The organism is Brevundimonas sp. TWP2-1 (genome assembly GCF_049897645.1).
GTDB lineage: Bacteria > Pseudomonadota > Alphaproteobacteria > Caulobacterales > Caulobacteraceae > Brevundimonas.
In genome coordinates this window covers 53,636-72,016 of sequence record NZ_JAFCWR010000002.1, presented here as the reverse complement: position 1 = coordinate 72,016, position 18,381 = coordinate 53,636, and the positions used below count along the sequence as shown (strand labels likewise).

Sequence of the window (18,381 nt, the reverse complement as noted above, 5' to 3'; positions counted from 1 at the left end):
AGTTTTAGTCAGCGCCGGCTAAGCTGAACTTTATGAGTGGCGTGACATCGAAATCGGGTTGGCGGGCATGGAGCACGTTCAGGATCGCGGTGATCCTGATGCTGTCGTCCATCATCGGCATGGCTGGCGTTCTGGGCACGGTCAGCCAGGGCATCGATGCCCACCAGGCCCGCAAGGAAGAGGCGCTGGTGCAACTGCGCCTGACGCGGGCGCTGGAAATCATCGGCGAGAACCTGACCACGGCTTCGGTCTGGGACGAGGCGGTCGATCACATGACGACGGGCGACGTGCCCTGGTACGATCGCACCATGGGCGCCTTCTACGCCGTCCAGCATAAGCACCATTTCACCCTGGGTTATGACGCGACGGGTCGGCTGTTCCGCATCAGCACCGAGGCCCGACCGGCCAGCGCCCAAGCCGGCGATCCATTCGCGCGCGCTGCCCGACCCTTGGTCGATCGATTGCGCGCACAAGCCGCTGGTCGCGACCATTCGGTGACGGCGGACGCAGGCGTTCGTCTGAAGGCCGCCTTCGTGCGGGTGGGCGACGCCGTCTATGTGCTGGGCGCCTCGACCGTCGTGCGACATACGGCCCTGGGTGCGACGCCGGCGTCCGATCCGGTCGTCGCCTCGTTCAAGCCCTTCCTGGCCGAGTTGGATCTGTTGAGGACGCGACTGGCGCTGGATCGCATTCACTTCCAGCCCGGTGACGCCGCGCCGCCCCAGGGCATGATCGGCGTCGATGTGCGCGACGCCGGCGGCGCCCTGTTGGGCCGCGTCGTCTGGACGCCGGAACGGCCGGGCTATCAGATCCTGACGAAGGCCGGGCCTCTGCTGCTGGTGTTGGTCGTGGTTCTGATCGTGGGCGCGGCGTCCCTGTTCTGGAACACGACCGCCGATGTGCGCCGTCTGCGGGCGTCCGAGGTCGCACTGTCGGCGGCGCTGGAGCGGGCCGAGGCGGCGAACCAGGCCAAGACCCGGTTCCTGTCGAACGTCAGCCACGAACTGCGCACGCCGCTAAACGGGGTGCTGGGCATGGCCGAGGTGATCGGGGCGGATTTGGTCACGCCCCAGCAGCGAGACAGGCTGGAAATCCTGAAGGCGTCGGGTCGTCAGCAACTGCGGCTGGTCGAGGAGTTGCTGGATGTGGTGCGGTTGCGTGACGGGGCGGTGACGCTGGAGACGCGACCGTTCCGCCCTAACAACTTGCTCGGCCGTGTCGCCAACGACCTTCGTGGCGCGGCTGAGGCCAAGGGCCTGAAGATGACGGTGGAGGCCGCCGAGGGCGAATGGCTGGGCGATCCGGTCCATGTCGAGAAACTGATGGCGGCGCTGAGCGACAACGCCGTGCGCTTCACCCGGACGGGCCAGATCACCCTGCGGGCCGTCGCCGGCGATCAACTGGTGCTGGAGGTCGAGGACACCGGCCCCGGCATGGAGCCGGAGGCGGCGACGCGCCTGTTCGACGCCTTCACCCAGGGCGACGAGAGCAGCACGCGCACCGCAGAGGGCCTTGGGCTCGGATTGACGGCGGCGCATGGCCTGGCCGCGCTGATGGGCGGCAAGATCGAGGTCGTGACCGCGCCCGGCGTGGGCAGCACCTTCCGCGTCGCCCTGCCCTTGAAGGCTGTCGAGTAGATCCTGCACCAACCACTTCCGTCACCCTCGGGCTCGTCCCGAGGGCCTACGGTGAATGCGAACTAGTTTGCGGACGGGTTCAGGCGACGGCTTGCAACGTCTGCAGTCGAGCGCGACCAACGGTGGGCCCTCGGGACAAGCCCGAGGGTGACGGGATTTGAAACGAGATGTGGACTTCATCGCGCCCATTGGGTTAGCGATTTAGGCCGTCAGCAGACGTGGGAGTTTGAAGGTCACGGTCTCGCGGGCGCCGTCGTCCTCGGTCACCGTGGTGTCGAACCGGGCGCGGATGGCGTCCACAAGGCCCTCGATCAGCGGCTCGGGTGCAGAAGCCCCGGCGGTGACGCCGACGGTCTGGACCCCGTCGAACCAGGTCCAGTCCACCTGGGACGCATCGTCCACCAGATAGGCGGCGCCGGCGCCGGCGCGCATCGCCACCTCGACCAGCCGCACCGAGTTGGACGAGTTCTTGGACCCCACCACCAGCACCAGCTCGCAGCCCTCGCCCAGCGCCTTGACCGCGTCCTGACGGTTTGTGGTGGCGTAGCAGATGTCTTCCTTGTGCGGGTCGGGAAGTTCGGGGAAGCGGCGCTTCAGCACCTTCAGGATGCCCGCCGTGTCATCGACCGACAGGGTGGTCTGGGTCGCATAGGCCAGGGGGGCGTCGCCGGGGCGTTCGAACGATTCGGCGTCGGCCTCGGTCTCGACCAGGCTGATCGCGCCCTGCGGCAACTGGCCCAGGGTGCCGACCACCTCGGGATGGCCCGCATGGCCGATCAGGATGATGTGCTTGCCGGCGGCGTGATGGCGCTCGGCCTCGACATGGACCTTGGACACCAGGGGGCAGGTGGCGTCCAGGAACACCAGCTCGCGCGCCCGGGCGGTGGCGGGCACAGACTTGGGCACCCCGTGGGCCGAAAAGACGACCGGGCGGTCGTCCGGGCATTCGTCCAGTTCCTTGACGAAGACCGCGCCCATGGCCTTCAGCCGCTCTACGACGTGGCGGTTGTGAACGATCTCGTGGCGCACATAGACGGGTGCGCCGAACTTCTCGATGGCCCGCTCGACGATCTGGATCGCCCGATCAACCCCCGCGCAGAAACCGCGCGGCGTGGCCAAGCGCACCAAAATGGGGCGAAGCGGAGCGGCGGGGGGAGGAACATGCGCATTCATGGCCGTGAACCTAGTCGTTTGCGGCGCTGATCGCCATCGGACCCGCGTCGCGACGGGCGGGATTCTGTCGCCGTGAACAGCGGCGCATCGTCACGGCTTGTCCACAGGCGGCGAAAGTCGAAATTCTACAACGGTTTAGAGCGTGATCACGACGCCTTGACCTATGGGCCGCTCACGATTAGTTTCCGCGCCGAATTCAGACCCGTTCGGACGCACTGTCCGGACGCTGAGCGCACAGGTCCTATCCCCCATGCCGGAATCGCGCGAAGAGGCGATCAAACGCCTCCAAGACAGCGCATCCGCATTGGAGGCGCGGACGACGGCGGAGAAATCCGCCGAGCTGACCGGCCATCAGGTGTCGGGTCAGGCCTACAAGATCATCGCCGAGCTTCTCGGCGGGGTCCTGGTGGGTCTGGCGTTCGGGGCGATCGCGGATTGGGCCCTTGGGATCCGTCCGTGGGGTTTGATCGGCGGGGTCCTTCTGGGCTTCGCCTTGTCGATTTACATGGCGCGTCGCACAGCCAACCGGCTGATGGCGCAGGCAAAGGCGTTGGGAACGTCGGCTCCGGCCGAACCCTACGTCGAGGCCGACGAAGACGGGGAACGATAGGGCTTCATGGCCGATCCGATTCATCAGTTTCAGATTCAGAAGGTCATCGACCTTCCTGACGTGGCCTTGCCTGTTCTGGGCGTGGTCGATCTGGCGATCACCAATTCGCACATCGCCATGACGGCCGCCTTCGTGGTGATCGTCGGCTTCCTGGCCGCCGTGACGTCGAACGCCAAGATCGTGCCGGGCCGCCTGCAGTCGGCGGGCGAGGGCATGTTCGGCCTGATCGACAACCTGGCCGATTCCATCATCGGTCACGAAGGCCGCAAATATTTCCCGTTCGTCTTCACCCTGTTCACCCTGATCCTGGGCATGAACATCCTGGGTCTGTTCCTGACCTTCACGGCGACCTCGCAGCTGGCCATCACGATCACCTTCGCCCTGATCACCTTCGGTCTGGTGCTGGTGGTCGGCTTCGCCAAGAACGGCCTGGGCTTCTTCAAGCTGTTCTGGCCGATGGGCGCGCCGCTGGCGCTGCGCCCGGTCGTCGGCCTGATCGAGTTCGTCTCCTTCCTGCTGCGTCCGGTCACCCTGGCGCTTCGTCTGTTCGGCAACATGCTGGGCGGTCACGTGGCGCTGAAGATCTTCGCCGGCTTCGTCGTGTCCTTGGGCATGCTGGGCCTGAGCGGCGGCATCGGTCTGCTGGCCTTCCCGGTCGCGGCCCTGTCGCTGGGCATGGTCGTCGCCCTGACCGCGCTGGAGTTCCTCGTGGCCTTCCTCCAGGCCTTCGTCTTCGCCGTTCTGGCCTGCATCTATCTGAATGATGTGGTCAACCTGGACCACGCCCACTAAAGGGCCGGACCAGTCTCTTCACCCCAACCACCAACGACTTTAATCTAGGAATACAATCATGGACGCTGAAGCCGCGAAATACATCGGCGCCGGTCTCGCCACCCTCGGCATGATCGGTTCGGCCCTGGGCGTGGGCAACATCTTCGGTCAGTTCCTGGCCGGCGCCCTGCGCAACCCGTCGGCCGCCGCCGGCCAAGTCGGCAACCTGTTCGTGGGCGCCGCCCTGGCCGAAGCCCTGGGCATCCTGGCCTTCGTGCTCGGCATCCTGATGATCTTCGGCTGATATCAGCCGATTACGGCGCGCGGGGTTCGCCCGCGCGCCGCTTCATCTGATCCTGCAGTAGACGGTTCATGGCCAGCACCCAATCCAACCATGCAGTCCCGGCTTCGGTCGAAGCGGACCTGCACGCCGAGACGGCGACCGCCGCCGAGCACGGCTCGGGCGGCCTGCCGCAATTCCAGTTCGAGCACTGGGCGGGCCAGATCGGCTATCTGCTGATCCTGTTCGTCGTCCTGTATCTGCTGGTTTCCAAGGTCTTCGCGCCGCGCCTTCGCAAGGTGATGGACGAACGGGCCGACACCATTTCCACCGCGGTCGCCACCGCGCGTCAGGTCCAGGCCGAGGCCGCCGAACAGGCCGCTCTCGCTCAGGCCGAAGTCGCCAAGGCCCGCGCCGACGCCCGTTCGATGGCCGCCGCCGCCAAGGCCCGCGTGACCGAGGACGCCAACGCCGGCCAGGCCGCGGAAGAAGCGATCGTCAACGCCCGCATCGCCGAGGCCGAAGCTTCCATAGGCAAGACGCGCGACGCCGCCATGGCCAATGTCTCCACCATCGCCTCCGACACGACCGCCGCCATGGTCGAGCGTCTGACCGGCAAGGCCGCGACCGCAGTCGAGCTGGCCGCCGTCAAGGGAGCCGCCTGATGAACCTGATCTTCGAACACGGCATCTGGAGCTTCGCCAATGCGGAGATCTGGGTCGGGATCGGCCTGATCCTGTTCTTCGGCATCCTGGTCGCCGCCGGCGTTCCCAAGATCGCCGCCAAGGCCCTGGACGCCAAGGCCGCCAAGATCCAGGCGGACCTGGAAGAGGCCGCCCGCCTGCGCGCCGAGGCCGAAGCCCTGCTGGTCCAGATCCGCAAGGAAAAGGCCGAGGCCGAGGCCCAGGCCGCCGAGATGATGGCCCAGGCTGAAGCCGACGCCCGTCGTCTGGAAGTCGAGACCAAGGCCAAGCTGGAAGAGACCCTGGCCCGTCGTCAGAAGATGGCCGAGACCCGCATCGCCCAGGCCGAAGCCCAGGCCTCCGCCGAGGTCAAGGCCGCCGCCGCCGACCTGGCAGCCAAGGCCGCCGAACAGATCCTGACCGCCCGCATCGCCAGCGGCGCCAAGGATCCGCTGCTGGACAGCGCCATCGCCCAGATCGGCGATCGCCTGAACTGATCGGCACTCACGCCGAATGAACAAGGCCCCCGACGTCGCCGTCGGGGGCCTTTTTCTTGGGCGGTCGAGCCGCGATCAGTGAGCGTGTGCGCCGCCGATGATCGTGGCGCCCAGACGTTTGTCGCGCGCCACCAGCCGGGCATAGACATTGCCCAGCACAATGCCGAACACAGCGTGGGTGATCAGCAGCCAGGCGAAGGTGCCGAAGCCGGAGCCGGCCGTGAAGGTCCGGTAGTTTCCGAACATGACGATCACCGCCATCATCAGCACCCAGGCGCCGACGGCGAAGGCGATGCCCTTGGTCTCGGGCGTATCGGTCGGCAGTCGGGGACACAGGATGGCGAACAGCGGCCCCAGGATGAAAACGCCGCTGATGACGTGGACCACCCACCCGGCGGCCAGATTTCCAGGCATGCCCATCATGCTGGCGATGACCCCCTGGAAGGGATCGAACCAGTTGAGGAACAGATTGGGTATTTCGAGCAAGGATACGGCCATGGTCGCCGCAAACCCGGCGATCAGACCCTTTTGTACGCGTGACATCATGACCTTAGCGCCTCCCAACGCATGAGTGGTTCTCTGATAACGCACAGACAGGATACGCCTGACTGGGGAGGACTGCGTTCACGTTGCCGTGGTTAGCGGTTGCAGCAACGCAACCGCAACAATATCCGCTAACTAGCGGAACAGCTTGCGGAAATAGCGTCGCACCTGTTTGCGACCGCGCGACAGGCGACGACCAGACCGCTTCACCACGACCTTTTCGGCGCGCAGGGCCTGCTGCCAGAAGACCGGCGCGAACTCCGGCTTCTTCCGCATCAGGCGACGGAAAGGATAGACCCATTTGGGGCGGGCGTACTGGGCGCGGATGAACTGGCGCTTGGCCCAGAACGAGCTCTTCAGGATCAGCATCAGGCCCACGGCGATGACCGGAATCCCGCCAGGACCCGGCAGGGGCGCGATCAGAATCCCCAGCAGCACCACGAACAGGCCGCCGATCATCAGCGCCCAGCGTTTCACCAGGCGCAGCATGCGGCTGCGCGGTTTCGAAGGCTGAGCGAGGAGAACAGAGAGGGAGGTCACGAATACGCCAGATGGGGAGGGGAGGTCGTTATGACAACGGTCGCCACGGCCGCGCGATCCCTCGTCGGGAAAGGAAACGACGACCGTGACGACCTTGCCACAAACTTCTTAAGACCCTGCGTCGATGGCGGATCGGTGTCCGGCGAATGACGCTTTGGTCATGAACCGCAGTCGTTCGCCGCCTGTTGCCGACGCGACACGGATCAGCCGTAGCGGACGCCGGTCAACCGCTCGGATTCCGCCCAGAGCCGTTGTGCGATCTCGGCGTCGCGGGCCTGGGGCTTGATCTCGGCGGAGCCCGGCGGTCCCTTCATCTCCATGACGCGTTGCGGTCCATAGTAGTCGCCCCCCTTCACGGTGGGCCCTGTGGCGGCCAGCAGCGTCGGCAGGGCGCCGTCTGCGGCGGAATGGCTGATGAAGGGTTGAAGCAGTCGCCCCGCCGCCATCATAAATCCACCCGCGCCCGACTGGGCCGGACCATTGGCGATCAGGTCGGTCCGGGCGAAGCCGGGGTGGGCCGCCGCGCTGGTCAGCTTCCAGCCCTGCGCCTGGCTGCGCCGGTCCAGCTCGATGGCGAACATCAGCATGGCCAGCTTGGACTGCTGATAAACCGGCCATGGCTTGTAGGCCGTCTTTTCGTAGTTCAGGTCGTCGAGGCGGATGCGCCCGCCTCTGTGGGCGATGCTGGAAAGTTGCACCACGCGCGCCCCCTCATGCCTGGAATGGGTTGCGCTGAGCAGTGGCAGCAGCCGCCCCGTCAGGGCGAAGTGGGACAGGTAGTTGGTGCCGAACTGCATCTCGAAGCCATCGGTCGTGACCTGACGCGTCGGCAGGGCCATGACGCCGGCGTTGTTGATCAGGATGTCGATGGGCCGTCCCGCCGTCAGATGACGGTCTGCGAAGGCGGAGATGGACGACAGGTCGCCCAGGTCCAGCAGGTCGAACCTCACGTCGGCGCCGGGATGTCGTGCGCGGATCAGCCGCTCGGCCTCGGCCCCCTTGGTTGGATTGCGGGCGGCCAGCACCACTTCGGCGCCTTTTGCGGCGAGTACGAGGGCGGTCTCCAGGCCCAGACCGCCGGTCGCGCCTGTAATCATGACAAGCTTGCCGCTCTGGTCGGGAATATCGTCTGTGGTCCAGGTCTTCATTTCGCTATCCTGTCGCTGAAACATGTTGTCTCGAAGGGTTCCGGCTTGCATATCTGCATCCGGTGCAAATATGCAAGAAGTGCAAGAAAAGATTCTTACCGCCGATCAAGGGCTGCGGGAGCGCAAACGGCTGGAAACGCACGCGCGTATCCAGGCCGAGGGCATGCGCCTGTTCCTCGACAGGGGGTTCGAGGCGACGACCCTGGACGATGTGGCGCAGGCGGCGGACGTATCGCGACGAACCCTGCTGAACTATTTCGGCTCCAAGGAGGAGATCGTCTTTTCGGCCAAGGCTGGGTTCCCGCAGATGGTCGCGGACGCCATCGCCGCGCGGCCGGCGGACGAGCCCCTGTTGGACATGGTGGAAAACGCCCTGATCGACCTGGCTCGGCAGCCTCAGTCGGAAGAGACGAAGGCGGTGGCCGTCCTGATCCACAGCACACCCTCGCTGAGGGCAGGCGACCAGGCGAAATACGAACAGGTCGAGCGGCTGCTGGCCGAGGCCCTGGCGGCGCGCAAGGGCCTGGCGTCCGACGACATCGCCTGCCGCGTCGTCGCCGGGACGGCGGTCAGCATCATGAAGCTGTCGCTGGACGTCTGGCTGGCCCATCCCGACGCGCCGCCGGAGACGTTCGGGCGCGCGGCCTTTGCGGCGCTGAGACGGGCGGCGGGCTAGGGATTTCGGGGCTACGAAAGCCCCATCATTCTTCCTATGGCCGTCATCCTAGGGACAAGCCCTAGAATGACGGGACTTAGGGGTGTCGGCTTTACGCCGCCTGGTTCGACCCAGCGGGCGCCGACCAGCGCAGGACCGGCGAGCGGGCGGCGCGGGTTTCGTCCAGTCGTTTCAGCGGGGCGTGGAAGGGCGCGCCCTTGAAGCGGTCGACGTCGCCGGCCTTCGCCGCCTCGGCCAACAGGCGCATGGCGTGGATGAAGCGGTCCAGTTCGGCCTTGGATTCGGTTTCCGTCGGCTCGATCAGCATGGCCCCGTGGACGACCAGCGGGAAATACATGGTCATCGGGTGGAAGCCCTCGTCGATCATCGCCTTGGCGAAGTCGAGCGTGGTGATGTCCGTGCCCTTCAGCCATTCGTCGTCGAACAGGGCCTCGTGCATGCAGGGTCCGTCGGGGAAGGCGGCCGACATCAGGTCCGACAGGCGGGCCTTGATGTAGTTGGCGTTCAGCACCGCGTCTTCGGCGACCTGACGCAGGCCGTCGGTGCCGTGGCTCATCATGTAGGACAGGGCGCGCACATACATGCCCATCTGGCCCTGGAAGGCGCACAGACGACCAAAGGCCTGAACGGCCTCGTCTTCCTCACGCTCGATCAGGCGATAGCCGTTGTTGTCATGCACGACCCAGGGAGCCGGGGCGAAGGGCGCCAGGGCTTCGGACAGCACGACCGGACCCGCGCCCGGACCGCCGCCGCCGTGCGGCGTCGAGAAGGTCTTGTGCAGGTTGATGTGCATCGCATCCACGCCGAGGTCGCCCGGCCGCACCCGGCCGACGATGGCGTTGAAGTTGGCGCCGTCGCAGTAGAAATAGGCGCCCGCCTCATGAGTCAGGCGGCTGATCTCCAGGATGTCGCGCTCAAACAGGCCGCAGGTGTTGGGGTTGGTCACCATGATGGCGGCCACGTCGTCGCCCAGCTTGGACGCCAGATCGGCCACGTCCACGCGGCCGTCTTCGGTCTGGGCGACCTCGACGACGGTGTAGCCGACGAAGGCGGCCGTGGCCGGGTTGGTGCCGTGGGCGCTGGTCGGCACCAGGACCTTGCGGCGCTTCTCATGCTGGCCCGAGGCCTCGTGCGCGGCGCGGATGGCCATCAGACCGCACAGTTCGCCGTGCGCGCCCGCCTTGGGCGACAGGGCGACGGCGGGCATGCCGGTCAGGGTCTTCAGCCAGTGGGCCAGCGTATCCATCAGTTCCAGCGCGCCCTGAACCGTCGAGATCGGCTGCAGCGGATGGATGTCCGAGAAACCGGCCAGGCGGGCCATCTTCTCGTTCAGGCGCGGGTTGTGCTTCATCGTGCACGAGCCCAGCGGATAAATGGCCAGGTCGATGGCGTGGTTCTTTTGCGACAGGCGCACATAGTGGCGCATGGCCTCGGGCTCGGACAGGCCGGGCAGGCCGATCGGGTCCTTGCGAACCAGGTCGCCCAGGTCCGAGCCATCGGTCTTGGGCTCAGCCAGATCGACGCCGGTCTTGCCCCAGCCGTCGCCCTCGAAGATCAGGGCTTCGTTCTGAAACAGGCCCCGGCCGCCGGTCAGGGTGGCGGGCTTGGACTGGACTTGGTTCGGAGCTGTCGGGCGGCCGACGGTGTTCATGGTGCTCATGGTCAGTATCCCTTACGCGCCGAGGACTTTGGAGAGCGACTTGGCGAGGATCTGGATGTCCGCATCCAGGGTGGTCTCCGTCGCGGCGACCAGCAGGACGTCGTCCATGCCGGCGTCGGGGGCCAGGCGGCTGTAGGGCACGCCGGCCAGCACATGGTGGTCGGCCAGGGTCGAGACGACCTCGGCCGCGTTTTTGGGCAGGCGCACCGCGAACTCGTTGAAGAAGCGCGAGGTCAGGATTTCGACGCCGGGGATGGCGGCCAGGGCGTCGCGCGTGGCGACGGCCTTTTCGTGGTTCAGCAGGGCCAGTTTGCGCAGGCCCGTCTCGCCCAACAGGCTCATGTGGATGGTGAAGGCCAGGGTGCAGAGGCCCGAGTTGGTGCAGATGTTCGACGTCGCCTTGTCGCGGCGGATGTGCTGCTCGCGCGTGGAGAGGGTCAGGACGAACCCGCGCTCGCCGTCGGCGTCCACCGTCTCGCCGGTCAGGCGGCCGGGCATCTGGCGGATCAGCTTCTCGCGCGTGGCGAACAGGCCGACATAGGGACCGCCGAAGTTCAGGGCGTTGCCGATCGACTGGCCCTCGGCCGCGACGATGTCGGCGCCCATTTCGCCGGGCGACTTCAGCAGGCCCATGGACACGGCCTCGGTGACCACGACGATCAGCAGGGCGCCGGCGGCACGGGCGGCCTCGGCGATCTTGGTCACATCCGTCGCCGTGCCGAAGACGTTCGGGGTCTGGACGACGACGCAGGCGGTGTCCGGACCGATCTGGTCGATCACGGCGGCCTCGGCGTCGAAGGCCGGGGCCAGGACCTGGGTCTCGACGCCGACGGCGTGGACCACGGTCTCGGTCGCCTTGACGTAGTGGGGGTGGACGCCGCCGCTGATCACCGCCTTGTTGCGGCGGGTCACGCGGGTCGCCATCAGCACGCCCTCGGCCATGGCGGTGGACCCGTCATAGAGCGAGGCGTTGGCCACCGGCATGCCGGTCAGGTTCGCGACCTGGGTCTGGAACTCGTACAGGTACTGTAGCGTGCCCTGGGCGATTTCCGGCTGGTAGGGAGTGTAGCTGGTCAGGAACTCGGACCGCTGGATCACGTGATCCACAGTCGCCGGGACGTGGTGCTTGTAAGCCCCCGCGCCGCAGAAGAAGGGCACGGCGCCGGCCGTGGCGTTCTTGGCGGCCATGGCGGACAGGGCGCGTTCGACCTCCATCTCGCCCGCCACGCGCGGCAGGTCCACCGGCCCGTCCAGCCGCGCCGCGTCGGGCACGTCCACGAACAGGTCGTCGATCGATTTCGCGCCGATGGCGGCGAGCATCGCCGTGCGGTCGTCGGGCGTCAGGGGGAGATAACGCATGGTCTTGTCCTGGGTCGTGAAAGGCCGAAGACCCGCCGACTCTTAATCAGCGGGTCCGATGGGGCTTAGAGGGTGGCGAGGAAGGCGTCGTAGGCGGCCTGGTCCATCAGGGCGTCCAGTTCAGCAGCGTCCGACACCTTGATCTTGGCGAACCAGCCGTCGCCTTCCGGGGCGGCGTTGACCGTTTCCGGCGCGGTCGACAGGGCGTCGTTGGCTTCGACCACTTCGCCCGAAACGGGGGCGTAGACGTCCGAGGCGGCCTTGACGCTCTCGACCACGGCGAAGCTGCTTCCCTTGGAGACAGTCTTGCCGACCTCAGGCACTTCCACGAACACCACGTCGCCCAGGGCGTCGGCGGCGTGTTTGGAAATGCCCGCAGTGGCGATGTCGCCGTCCAGGCTGACCCACTCGTGATCCTTGGTGAACTTCATGATCTGATCCTCAGACGGTCTTCGGTTTGCGGTAATAGCGTTGCGCCACGAAGGGCATGGCGACGACTTCGGCGGCGGCGGTCTTGCCGCGCACGATGACCTTCAGGTCCGTGCCCAGCGCGGCATAGGCCGGCGGCACGAAGCCCATGGCGATGTTCTTGCCCAGGGTGGGGGAGGGGCCGCCCGAGGTGACCTTGCCGATGACGCTACCGTCCATGTCGGCGATCTCGGCGCCTTCGCGGGCCGGGGCGCCTTCCTTGACGATCAGGCCCACGCGGACGCGCGACGGACCGTCGGCCAGTTCCTTCAGGATGCGGTCGGCGCCGTTGAAGTCCGCGCGCTCCTTGCGGGACTTGGACAGGGCGAAGATCAGCGCCCCTTCGACCGGGCTGGTCGTCGGGTCGATGTCGTGGCCGTGCAGCGGCAGGCCGGCTTCCAGGCGCAGGCTGTCGCGGGCGCCCAGGCCGATCGGTTTGACGCGGGCGTCCTCCAGGATGGTGTTCCACACCCGCTCGGCCTGATCCGCAGGCACCGAAATCTCATAGCCATCCTCGCCGGTATAGCCCGAACGCGAGACATAGCAGTCGCAGCCGAACAGCATCAGCCGGGCGCATTCCATGAAGCCCATCTCGGCCAGGATCGGCTCATGCGCGGCCATGACTTCGGCGGCTTCCGGTCCCTGGATGGCGATCAGGGCGCGGTCCAGCACGGTCAGCTTGGCGTCGCCTTCCAGGTTCGCGTCCCAGAAGGCGAAGTCCTCGTCCTTGTTGCCGGCGTTGACGACGACGAACAGGCCGTCATGGTCGGGGCGGCCGGCCATCAGGTCGTCGATGATCCCGCCGTCCTTGTTCAGCAGCAGCGAATACTTCTGTTTGCCGGCCTTCAGGATTTCATAGTCGCCGGGCACGAAACGCTCGAACTGGGCGGTGGCGTTCTCGCCGGTGATCTTGCACTGGCCCATGTGCGACACGTCGAACAGGCCGGCGTGTTCGCGTGTCCAGCGGTGCTCGGCCAGGACGCCCTCATACTGGACCGGCATGTCATAGCCGCCGAAGCCCACCATCCGGGCCCCGAGGGCGCGGTGCGCGGCGTTCAGGGGCGTGGTCTTCAGGGCTTGATCGGTCATGGTTCAGGCTTTCACGGTCGCGTTTGGTGGCGGAGCTCCGCCGTCTTCGCGCCCCCGCTGTCCTGAAGCCTGAGAGATTCCGGCGACCAAATCATGTCGCCTTGCTCCGTCGGCGCGCCCATCAAGAGCGACTTTCCAGCGTCCGTATGCTATCGCGGTCCGTTTGCCTGAGCGTTTCCGGGGCGGTTGCGCCTTCGGCGTCGAGCCTGGTTTCCCAGTCAAGAACTCTCCCGCGAGAGCACTCGACCTAAGCCACCGACTCCGGCTCCAAGTCAAGCGCCGTCGGCTTTTGGAGGCGGTTTGGCGTCTTCATTATCAGCGGTGGCCTCGCCGGTTGACGCGTCGCTCTTGCTCTCAAGCCGTCGGCCCGCCAAGAACGGTGCGACGCTCCCAGCCGCACCCGGACCGACCGCATGACCGCCGACCGCACCCGCCTCGACGCCCATATCGCCGCTTTGGACGCGCCCGAGGGGCTGAAAACGGTCCTGACCGTCGTCGCCGCCACCTGCGCTGAAATCAGCAAGCTCGTCGCCGGCGGCGCCCTGGCCGGCGCCCTCGGCGCATCGGGTCAGATCAATGTTCAGGACGAGGAGCAGAAGAAGCTCGACGTCATGACCAACGACATGCTGACCGATGCGCTTCTGGCCAGCCCCGTCGTCGCCGGGGTCGCGTCCGAGGAAATGGACGAGGTCCAGCCGGCGGCCCATTCCACCGGCGATTATCTGGTCCTGTTCGACCCGCTGGACGGCTCGTCCAACATCGACATCAACGCCATGGTCGGGACCATCGTTTCGGTGCTGAAGTCCGCGACGCCTTCGCCGACCGAGGCTGACTTCATGCAGCCGGGCCGCAATCAGGTCGCGGCCCTCTATGCCCTCTACGGTCCCCAGACCATGCTGGTCCTGACCACCGGCGCGGGGGTGAAGGGCTTCACCCTGTCGAACGACGGCGACTGGATCCTGACCCACGACGCCATCGCCATATCGCCGGACACCAAGGAGTTCGCGATCAACATGTCCAACCTGCGCCACTGGTCCGAGCCGGTGCAGACCTACATCGGCGACCTGCTGAAGGGCGATGAAGGCCCGCGCGGCAAGAACTTCAACATGCGCTGGGTCGCGGCCATGGTGGCGGACGTCCACCGCATCCTGATGCGCGGCGGCGTCTTCCTGTACCCGTGGGACAGCCGCGAGCCGACCAAGCCCGGCAAGCTGCGCCTGATGTACGAGGGCAATCCCATGGCCTTCCTGGTCGAACAGGCTGGGGGCAAGGCGACGACGGACGGCGTGCAGCCCATCCTGGACATCCAGCCCGAGCATCTGCACCAGCGTATCCCCGTCGCCCTGGGGTCGGCGAACGAGATCGACGCCTACGCGGGCGTCTGATGAAGGTTTCCGGGACCGACGCACTTCTGGTCATCGACCCGCAGAACGACTTCTGCGAGGGCGGCAATCTGGCTGTCGCAGGCGGGGCGGGGATCATGCCGCTGATCAACCGGCTGGCGGATCGGTTCGACAAGGTGATCCTGACCCAGGACTGGCACACGCCGGACCAGATTTCGTTCGCCTCCAACCACCCCGGCGCAGCCCCCTTCACCGAGATCAAGGTCGCCTACGGCCCCCAGATGCTGTGGCCGGACCACTGCCTCCAGGGTTCGCCGGGCGCCGACTTCCATCCCGACGTCGCGTCAACGGTGGAAAAGGCCCTGGCCGTGATCCGCAAGGGCTATAATCCCGCAGTCGATTCCTATTCCGGCTTCTTCGAGAACGACCATCGCACCCCGACGGGCCTGGCCGGCCTTCTGCGCGACCTGGGCGTGACCCGCGTCTTCCTGGCGGGCTTGGCCTTTGACTACTGTGTGCGCTTCACCGCCGAGGACGCGGTGCGGCAAGGGTTCGAGGCCGTGGTCATCACTGACGCCAGCCGCGCGATCGCGCCCGAAACTGCGGCGGCGGCGCGGGACAGTTTCTGGACGCTGGGGGTGACGGAGATCGAGGCCGAAACCCTGCTGGGATAGAGCGGCTCACTCCCAGAAATCCTCCGCCTCCGGGATGCGGGTGAAGGCGATCTTGGCGCCGATGAATTCGGGCAGGCCCGCCTTGGGGCCGATGCTGACGGTGTCCTTGCCATAGCGACGGTTCAGCGCATCCAGCGCCTGGGACAGGCGCAGGGACGGGGCCTCGCCGCCCTGATCCGGGCCGGAATCGAACAGATCCGTCTCGAAGGCGTCGCGGGGTTTCAGCCCGTGAACCCCGACCCCGACATAGCTCAGCCGTCCAGCCTCCAGCTCAGGCTCCACCTTGCGCCACAGGCTGTCCAGCGCGGTCAGAAGGGCGAAGGTGTCCTGCGTCGGCGCGACGGCGCAACTCATGGCCGCCGTCTCCCAGCCCCGCCGGGCGCTTCTTGGCGCCGTCTTCGGCCCCATGTCCAGATGCAGGGTCAGGCTGGCCCCGGTCAGACCCATCCGCCGCAGCCGCGCTCCGCATTTGACCACCAGCCGCCTCGCCACGGCGCGCGCCTTGTCCGGGGTCCGCATGGCCTGGGCCAGGACGTGGCTGTGGCTGATGGAGGCGGGCGGTTTTTCCGGCGTCGGCTCGCTGTCCAGTCCGTGCAGGCCGCGCCAGATCCGTTCGCCCTCGATACTGTTCCAGACCGCCCGCGCCTGTTTGCCGCTCATGGCCCACAGGCCGGCGGTGTCCGTGACGCCCGCCGCCTCCAGCCGCAGTCGCATCCGCGACCCTATGCCCGGATATTTCGACAGCGGCAGGTCCAGCAGCGGGCCGGGTAGTTCGTTCGCCCTCAGGATCGTCAGCCCGGCCGGCTTCTTCATGCCGCAAGCGGTCTTGGCCAGGAACCGGGACGGCGCCAGCCCGACGGACGAACGCAGACAATCGCCGACATTCTCCAGAATGCCCGCCTGAATCCGCCGGGCCAGGGCCACGGCGTTCGCTTCCAGACGCTCCGGGCCGAGCAGTTCGCACGAACATTCGTCGATGGAGCCGACCTTCCACACCGGCACATGGCGGTCGATCTCCGCCATGATCTTCTTGTGGACCGCGACATAGAGGTCCGGCCGAGCCTCGGCGACGATCAGGCCGGGGCACAGTTTGCGCGCCTCCGACACCCGCATCCCGGTGTGGACGCCCCAGGCCTTGCTTTCATAGCTGGCGGCGATGGCGCCGGTGTATTCGCTCATCGCCGGCCGGACGATGACGGGTTTGCCCCGCCAGGCCGGGTTCATCTGCTGCTCAACGCTGGCGAAGAAGGCGTTCAGATCGACGAACAGCCAGCGTAGGTTTGCATCATCTTCGCCGTCCTGTTCCATTGTCGGAACATAACAGGAACATTCTGGCGGCGAAAGGCAAGGTTACGTGCGCCGCACTCTACTAACCCGTCATCCTCGGCCTTGTGCCGAGGACCCACGGTTAGGCGCATGCGAGCATCCAGGGGGGAGGTACAGCCGCTCGCGCGCTCGAACCCATGACGGTGCGGCGGACGGGTGGATCCTCGGCACAAGGCCGAGGATGACGGGTGGGGAGGGGATGGCGTCAGACCGCCGCGTAGGCCTCCACCTCCGCCAGGAACGCCGCCTTCTCAGCCTCGTCCAGGAACGACCCTTCGAAACTGTTGCGCGCCAGCAGCGTCACCTGATCCTTCGTCAGCCCGACCGCCGCCGCCAGCCGGCTGTAGTTGTCATTCACATACCCCCCGAAATAGGACGGATCGTCCGAGTTCAGGGTGACGTGCAGGCCCCGGCGCAGCATCTCGGGCACGGGGTGGTTCTTCAGGTCGTCGACCACGCACAGTTTCAAGTTCGACAGCGGGCAGACGGTCAGGGTCATCTGCTCGCGCGCCAGACGCTCGACCAGGGCCTCGTCTTCCATCGAGCGATTGCCGTGGTCCATTCGGTCGATGTGCAGCAGGTCCAGCGCCTCGTGCACATAGGCGGGCGGGCCTTCCTCACCGGCGTGGGCGCACAGTTTCAGGCCCAGCTCACGCGCGGCGGCGAAGACGCGCTGGAACTTGGACGGCGGATGGCCGACCTCCGACGAATCCAGCCCCACGCCGATGAAATGATGCAGATAGGGTTTGGCCGCCTCCAGGGTCGCGAACGCCTCTTCTTCGGTCAGATGGCGCAGGAAGCTGAGGATCAGGCCGCTGCTGACGCCCAGTTCCGCCTTGGCCCGGTCCATCCCCGCAATCAGCCCCTCGACCACCACGCGGAAGGCCACGCCCCGGTCGGTATGTGTCTGGGGATCGAAGAAGATCTCGGCGTGGCGCACATTGTCGGCGGCTGCCCGCTGGAAATAAGCGAAGGCCAGATCCTCGAAATCCTTGCGGGTCAGCAGCACGGCCGCGCCGGCGTAGTAGATGTCCAGGAAATCCTGCAGGTTCGAGAAATCATAGGCCGCCCGCACCGCCTCGACGCTGTCGTAGGGAATGGCTACCCCATTTCGCTGCGCCAGTTCGAACATCAGTTCGGGCTCAAGGCTGCCCTCGATGTGCAGGTGCAGTTCAGCCTTGGGCAGGCCGGCGATATAGGTGTCGAGGTCAGTCGGCATTGAGGGCAGTCTTCCAGTTCGACAGGCTGAGTATTTGGACCGGAGCAAAATCGGTCGCCTTTGTCTTCAGCTTGGTGTCGGCGGTGATGAGCGGCAGGCCGAGGCGTTCCGCCAGGGCCAGATAGAAGCAGTCATAGACCGCATGGTCCAGCGCACGCCCGATCTCGAACGCGCGGCTAGTCAGACCATGAGCGGGCGAGAGACTGATGCGGGCGCGGTCGATGGCGCGAATGGCCATGGCTGCGTCGTCGGCGGCGTATTCATCCTTGCGCACCTTCTCCCAGAACACATTGGCGCATTCCACGAGAAGCAGGTCCGGCGCGGCCAGAGGAAGGAAACGCAGGTCGAGCGACGCCTCGGCGTCCTCCTCCTTTACGAACCATTTGACGACGACGCTGGAGTCGATGACGGCCTTCACCGCTCGTCTCGCCCTTCCCGAACCAGAACTTCGGAGGGCGTATGATGCCGACCGGCCGAGCGGGCGCGAAGGTCGTCGGAAACCCGAATCCAGTCGAAGCCGTCGGCTTCCTCGGCCGCCGCAGCGGTCAGGATGGCGCGATACTCGGCCTCGGCCGACCGGCCGTTACGGGCCGCCCGCTGTTTCAGCGCCTGGACCGTGGCTTCGTCCAGATGACGGACATGGATGTTCATGACGGTCTCCAACAGACGATAGCAATGCTATCAT

Annotated in this window: 21 protein-coding genes and 2 riboswitches; of the genes, 9 read left to right on the top strand and 12 right to left on the bottom strand. The window is 66.4% G+C overall.

Going from position 1 to position 18,381, the window contains the following annotated elements:
* Positions 1-98: 98 nt before the first annotated feature.
* On the top strand, positions 99-1,637 hold the full coding sequence (locus tag ACP7BH_RS10570) for an ATP-binding protein (protein WP_425984977.1): 1,539 nt from the start codon (positions 99-101) through the stop codon (positions 1,635-1,637).
* A gap of 201 nt (positions 1,638-1,838) precedes the next feature.
* Here ACP7BH_RS10570 and ispH read toward each other — a convergent pair whose 3' ends face one another.
* A complete protein-coding gene (gene ispH / locus ACP7BH_RS10565) occupies positions 1,839-2,810 on the bottom strand; it encodes a 4-hydroxy-3-methylbut-2-enyl diphosphate reductase (RefSeq protein ID WP_425984975.1) in 972 nt (323 codons plus the stop codon).
* Between the two features lie 250 nt (positions 2,811-3,060).
* Between ispH and ACP7BH_RS10560 the strand changes: the two genes are divergently transcribed.
* The 5 genes from ACP7BH_RS10560 (at position 3,061) to ACP7BH_RS10540 (ending at position 5,651) form a co-directional block, all read left to right on the top strand.
* Positions 3,061-3,420, top strand: coding sequence for an AtpZ/AtpI family protein (locus tag ACP7BH_RS10560; RefSeq protein ID WP_425984973.1), 360 nt, complete (start codon positions 3,061-3,063; stop codon positions 3,418-3,420).
* Positions 3,421-3,426: 6 nt separating this feature from the next.
* Positions 3,427-4,212 (top strand): F0F1 ATP synthase subunit A, encoded by a 786-nt coding sequence (locus ACP7BH_RS10555; protein WP_425984971.1) that lies wholly within the window; start codon positions 3,427-3,429, stop codon positions 4,210-4,212.
* A gap of 58 nt (positions 4,213-4,270) precedes the next feature.
* Entirely contained in the window at positions 4,271-4,495 is a 225-nt protein-coding gene (locus tag ACP7BH_RS10550) for a F0F1 ATP synthase subunit C (protein ID WP_008261286.1), read from the top strand.
* A gap of 68 nt (positions 4,496-4,563) precedes the next feature.
* Positions 4,564-5,136: a hypothetical protein gene (locus ACP7BH_RS10545; protein ID WP_425984969.1), complete on the top strand. Its 573-nt coding sequence runs from the start codon at positions 4,564-4,566 to the stop codon at positions 5,134-5,136.
* On the top strand, positions 5,136-5,651 hold the full coding sequence (locus ACP7BH_RS10540) for a F0F1 ATP synthase subunit B (protein WP_425984967.1): 516 nt from the start codon (positions 5,136-5,138) through the stop codon (positions 5,649-5,651). The genes ACP7BH_RS10545 and ACP7BH_RS10540 overlap by 1 nt, the downstream gene beginning before the upstream one ends.
* Before the next feature lie 75 nt (positions 5,652-5,726).
* Here the strand turns inward: ACP7BH_RS10540 and ACP7BH_RS10535 are convergent, their stop codons facing one another.
* The 3 genes from ACP7BH_RS10535 to ACP7BH_RS10525 all read right to left on the bottom strand — a co-directional run bounded on the left by ACP7BH_RS10535 (position 5,727) and on the right by ACP7BH_RS10525 (position 7,882).
* Positions 5,727-6,197 carry a DUF6789 family protein gene (locus ACP7BH_RS10535; RefSeq protein ID WP_425984964.1) on the bottom strand — a complete coding sequence of 157 codons (471 nt, stop codon included), beginning with the start codon at positions 6,195-6,197 and terminating at the stop codon, positions 5,727-5,729.
* 132 nt (positions 6,198-6,329) lie between these two features.
* Positions 6,330-6,683: a hypothetical protein gene (locus tag ACP7BH_RS10530; RefSeq protein WP_425984962.1), complete on the bottom strand. Its 354-nt coding sequence runs from the start codon at positions 6,681-6,683 to the stop codon at positions 6,330-6,332.
* A 254-nt stretch (positions 6,684-6,937) separates the two neighbouring features.
* Positions 6,938-7,882: an oxidoreductase gene (locus ACP7BH_RS10525; RefSeq protein ID WP_425984961.1), complete on the bottom strand. Its 945-nt coding sequence runs from the start codon at positions 7,880-7,882 to the stop codon at positions 6,938-6,940.
* Between the two features lie 70 nt (positions 7,883-7,952).
* Here ACP7BH_RS10525 and ACP7BH_RS10520 point away from each other — a divergent pair, with 70 nt between their 5' ends.
* Entirely contained in the window at positions 7,953-8,558 is a 606-nt protein-coding gene (locus ACP7BH_RS10520) for a TetR family transcriptional regulator (protein ID WP_425984959.1), read from the top strand.
* A gap of 91 nt (positions 8,559-8,649) precedes the next feature.
* Here ACP7BH_RS10520 and gcvPB read toward each other — a convergent pair whose 3' ends face one another.
* The 4 genes from gcvPB to gcvT form a co-directional block, all read right to left on the bottom strand.
* A complete protein-coding gene (gene gcvPB / locus ACP7BH_RS10515) occupies positions 8,650-10,218 on the bottom strand; it encodes an aminomethyl-transferring glycine dehydrogenase subunit GcvPB (RefSeq protein ID WP_425984957.1) in 1,569 nt (522 codons plus the stop codon).
* 12 nt (positions 10,219-10,230) lie between these two features.
* A complete protein-coding gene (gcvPA, locus tag ACP7BH_RS10510) occupies positions 10,231-11,577 on the bottom strand; it encodes an aminomethyl-transferring glycine dehydrogenase subunit GcvPA (protein ID WP_425984955.1) in 1,347 nt (448 codons plus the stop codon).
* A 65-nt stretch (positions 11,578-11,642) separates the two neighbouring features.
* Positions 11,643-12,008 (bottom strand): glycine cleavage system protein GcvH, encoded by a 366-nt coding sequence (gene gcvH / locus ACP7BH_RS10505; protein WP_425984952.1) that lies wholly within the window; start codon positions 12,006-12,008, stop codon positions 11,643-11,645.
* 10 nt (positions 12,009-12,018) lie between these two features.
* Positions 12,019-13,134 (bottom strand): glycine cleavage system aminomethyltransferase GcvT, encoded by a 1,116-nt coding sequence (gcvT, locus tag ACP7BH_RS10500; protein ID WP_425984950.1) that lies wholly within the window; start codon positions 13,132-13,134, stop codon positions 12,019-12,021.
* Between the two features lie 55 nt (positions 13,135-13,189).
* A riboswitch (glycine riboswitch) is annotated at positions 13,190-13,275 on the bottom strand.
* Positions 13,276-13,279: 4 nt separating this feature from the next.
* Positions 13,280-13,377: riboswitch (glycine riboswitch) on the bottom strand.
* Between the two features lie 170 nt (positions 13,378-13,547).
* On the opposite strand from gcvT, the gene ACP7BH_RS10495 reads away from it, so the two are divergent.
* Together ACP7BH_RS10495 and pncA are read left to right on the top strand one after the other, a co-directional pair.
* On the top strand, positions 13,548-14,519 hold the full coding sequence (locus ACP7BH_RS10495) for a class 1 fructose-bisphosphatase (protein WP_425984947.1): 972 nt from the start codon (positions 13,548-13,550) through the stop codon (positions 14,517-14,519).
* Positions 14,519-15,151: a bifunctional nicotinamidase/pyrazinamidase gene (gene pncA, locus ACP7BH_RS10490; RefSeq protein WP_425984945.1), complete on the top strand. Its 633-nt coding sequence runs from the start codon at positions 14,519-14,521 to the stop codon at positions 15,149-15,151. Before ACP7BH_RS10495 ends, pncA begins: the two co-directional genes overlap by 1 nt.
* A 6-nt stretch (positions 15,152-15,157) precedes the next feature.
* On the opposite strand, the gene ACP7BH_RS10485 is transcribed toward pncA, so the two are convergent.
* From ACP7BH_RS10485 to ACP7BH_RS10470, 4 genes are all read right to left on the bottom strand, one after another.
* The gene (locus ACP7BH_RS10485) at positions 15,158-16,459 is read right to left on the bottom strand and encodes a type VI secretion protein ImpB (protein ID WP_425984943.1); all 1,302 of its coding nucleotides are present in this window, start codon (positions 16,457-16,459) and stop codon (positions 15,158-15,160) included.
* Positions 16,460-16,682: 223 nt separating this feature from the next.
* Positions 16,683-17,696: an adenosine deaminase gene (locus tag ACP7BH_RS10480; RefSeq protein WP_425984941.1), complete on the bottom strand. Its 1,014-nt coding sequence runs from the start codon at positions 17,694-17,696 to the stop codon at positions 16,683-16,685.
* Positions 17,686-18,114 (bottom strand): type II toxin-antitoxin system VapC family toxin, encoded by a 429-nt coding sequence (locus ACP7BH_RS10475; protein WP_425984939.1) that lies wholly within the window; start codon positions 18,112-18,114, stop codon positions 17,686-17,688. Before ACP7BH_RS10475 ends, ACP7BH_RS10480 begins: the two co-directional genes overlap by 11 nt.
* Positions 18,111-18,347 carry a FitA-like ribbon-helix-helix domain-containing protein gene (locus ACP7BH_RS10470; RefSeq protein ID WP_425984937.1) on the bottom strand — a complete coding sequence of 79 codons (237 nt, stop codon included), beginning with the start codon at positions 18,345-18,347 and terminating at the stop codon, positions 18,111-18,113. The genes ACP7BH_RS10475 and ACP7BH_RS10470 overlap by 4 nt, the downstream gene beginning before the upstream one ends.
* Positions 18,348-18,381 lie beyond the last annotated feature (34 nt).

What these genes read in the sequence shown, in the direction of transcription:
- ACP7BH_RS10570 (WP_425984977.1), top strand. Translation starts at nt 99, where the DNA reads ATGCTGTCGTCCATCATCGGCATGGCTGGCGTTCTGGGCACGGTCAGC.
- ispH (WP_425984975.1), bottom strand. Translation starts at nt 2,810, where the DNA reads ATGAATGCGCATGTTCCTCCCCCCGCCGCTCCGCTTCGCCCCATTTTG.
- ACP7BH_RS10560 (WP_425984973.1), top strand. Translation starts at nt 3,061, where the DNA reads ATGCCGGAATCGCGCGAAGAGGCGATCAAACGCCTCCAAGACAGCGCA.
- ACP7BH_RS10555 (WP_425984971.1), top strand. Translation starts at nt 3,427, where the DNA reads ATGGCCGATCCGATTCATCAGTTTCAGATTCAGAAGGTCATCGACCTT.
- ACP7BH_RS10550 (WP_008261286.1), top strand. Translation starts at nt 4,271, where the DNA reads ATGGACGCTGAAGCCGCGAAATACATCGGCGCCGGTCTCGCCACCCTC.
- ACP7BH_RS10545 (WP_425984969.1), top strand. Translation starts at nt 4,564, where the DNA reads ATGGCCAGCACCCAATCCAACCATGCAGTCCCGGCTTCGGTCGAAGCG.
- ACP7BH_RS10540 (WP_425984967.1), top strand. Translation starts at nt 5,136, where the DNA reads ATGAACCTGATCTTCGAACACGGCATCTGGAGCTTCGCCAATGCGGAG.
- ACP7BH_RS10535 (WP_425984964.1), bottom strand. Translation starts at nt 6,197, where the DNA reads ATGATGTCACGCGTACAAAAGGGTCTGATCGCCGGGTTTGCGGCGACC.
- ACP7BH_RS10530 (WP_425984962.1), bottom strand. Translation starts at nt 6,683, where the DNA reads ATGCTGCGCCTGGTGAAACGCTGGGCGCTGATGATCGGCGGCCTGTTC.
- ACP7BH_RS10525 (WP_425984961.1), bottom strand. Translation starts at nt 7,882, where the DNA reads ATGAAGACCTGGACCACAGACGATATTCCCGACCAGAGCGGCAAGCTT.
- ACP7BH_RS10520 (WP_425984959.1), top strand. Translation starts at nt 7,953, where the DNA reads ATGCAAGAAGTGCAAGAAAAGATTCTTACCGCCGATCAAGGGCTGCGG.
- gcvPB (WP_425984957.1), bottom strand. Translation starts at nt 10,218, where the DNA reads ATGAGCACCATGAACACCGTCGGCCGCCCGACAGCTCCGAACCAAGTC.
- gcvPA (WP_425984955.1), bottom strand. Translation starts at nt 11,577, where the DNA reads ATGCGTTATCTCCCCCTGACGCCCGACGACCGCACGGCGATGCTCGCC.
- gcvH (WP_425984952.1), bottom strand. Translation starts at nt 12,008, where the DNA reads ATGAAGTTCACCAAGGATCACGAGTGGGTCAGCCTGGACGGCGACATC.
- gcvT (WP_425984950.1), bottom strand. Translation starts at nt 13,134, where the DNA reads ATGACCGATCAAGCCCTGAAGACCACGCCCCTGAACGCCGCGCACCGC.
- ACP7BH_RS10495 (WP_425984947.1), top strand. Translation starts at nt 13,548, where the DNA reads ATGACCGCCGACCGCACCCGCCTCGACGCCCATATCGCCGCTTTGGAC.
- pncA (WP_425984945.1), top strand. Translation starts at nt 14,519, where the DNA reads ATGAAGGTTTCCGGGACCGACGCACTTCTGGTCATCGACCCGCAGAAC.
- ACP7BH_RS10485 (WP_425984943.1), bottom strand. Translation starts at nt 16,459, where the DNA reads ATGGAACAGGACGGCGAAGATGATGCAAACCTACGCTGGCTGTTCGTC.
- ACP7BH_RS10480 (WP_425984941.1), bottom strand. Translation starts at nt 17,696, where the DNA reads ATGCCGACTGACCTCGACACCTATATCGCCGGCCTGCCCAAGGCTGAA.
- ACP7BH_RS10470 (WP_425984937.1), bottom strand. Translation starts at nt 18,347, where the DNA reads ATGAACATCCATGTCCGTCATCTGGACGAAGCCACGGTCCAGGCGCTG.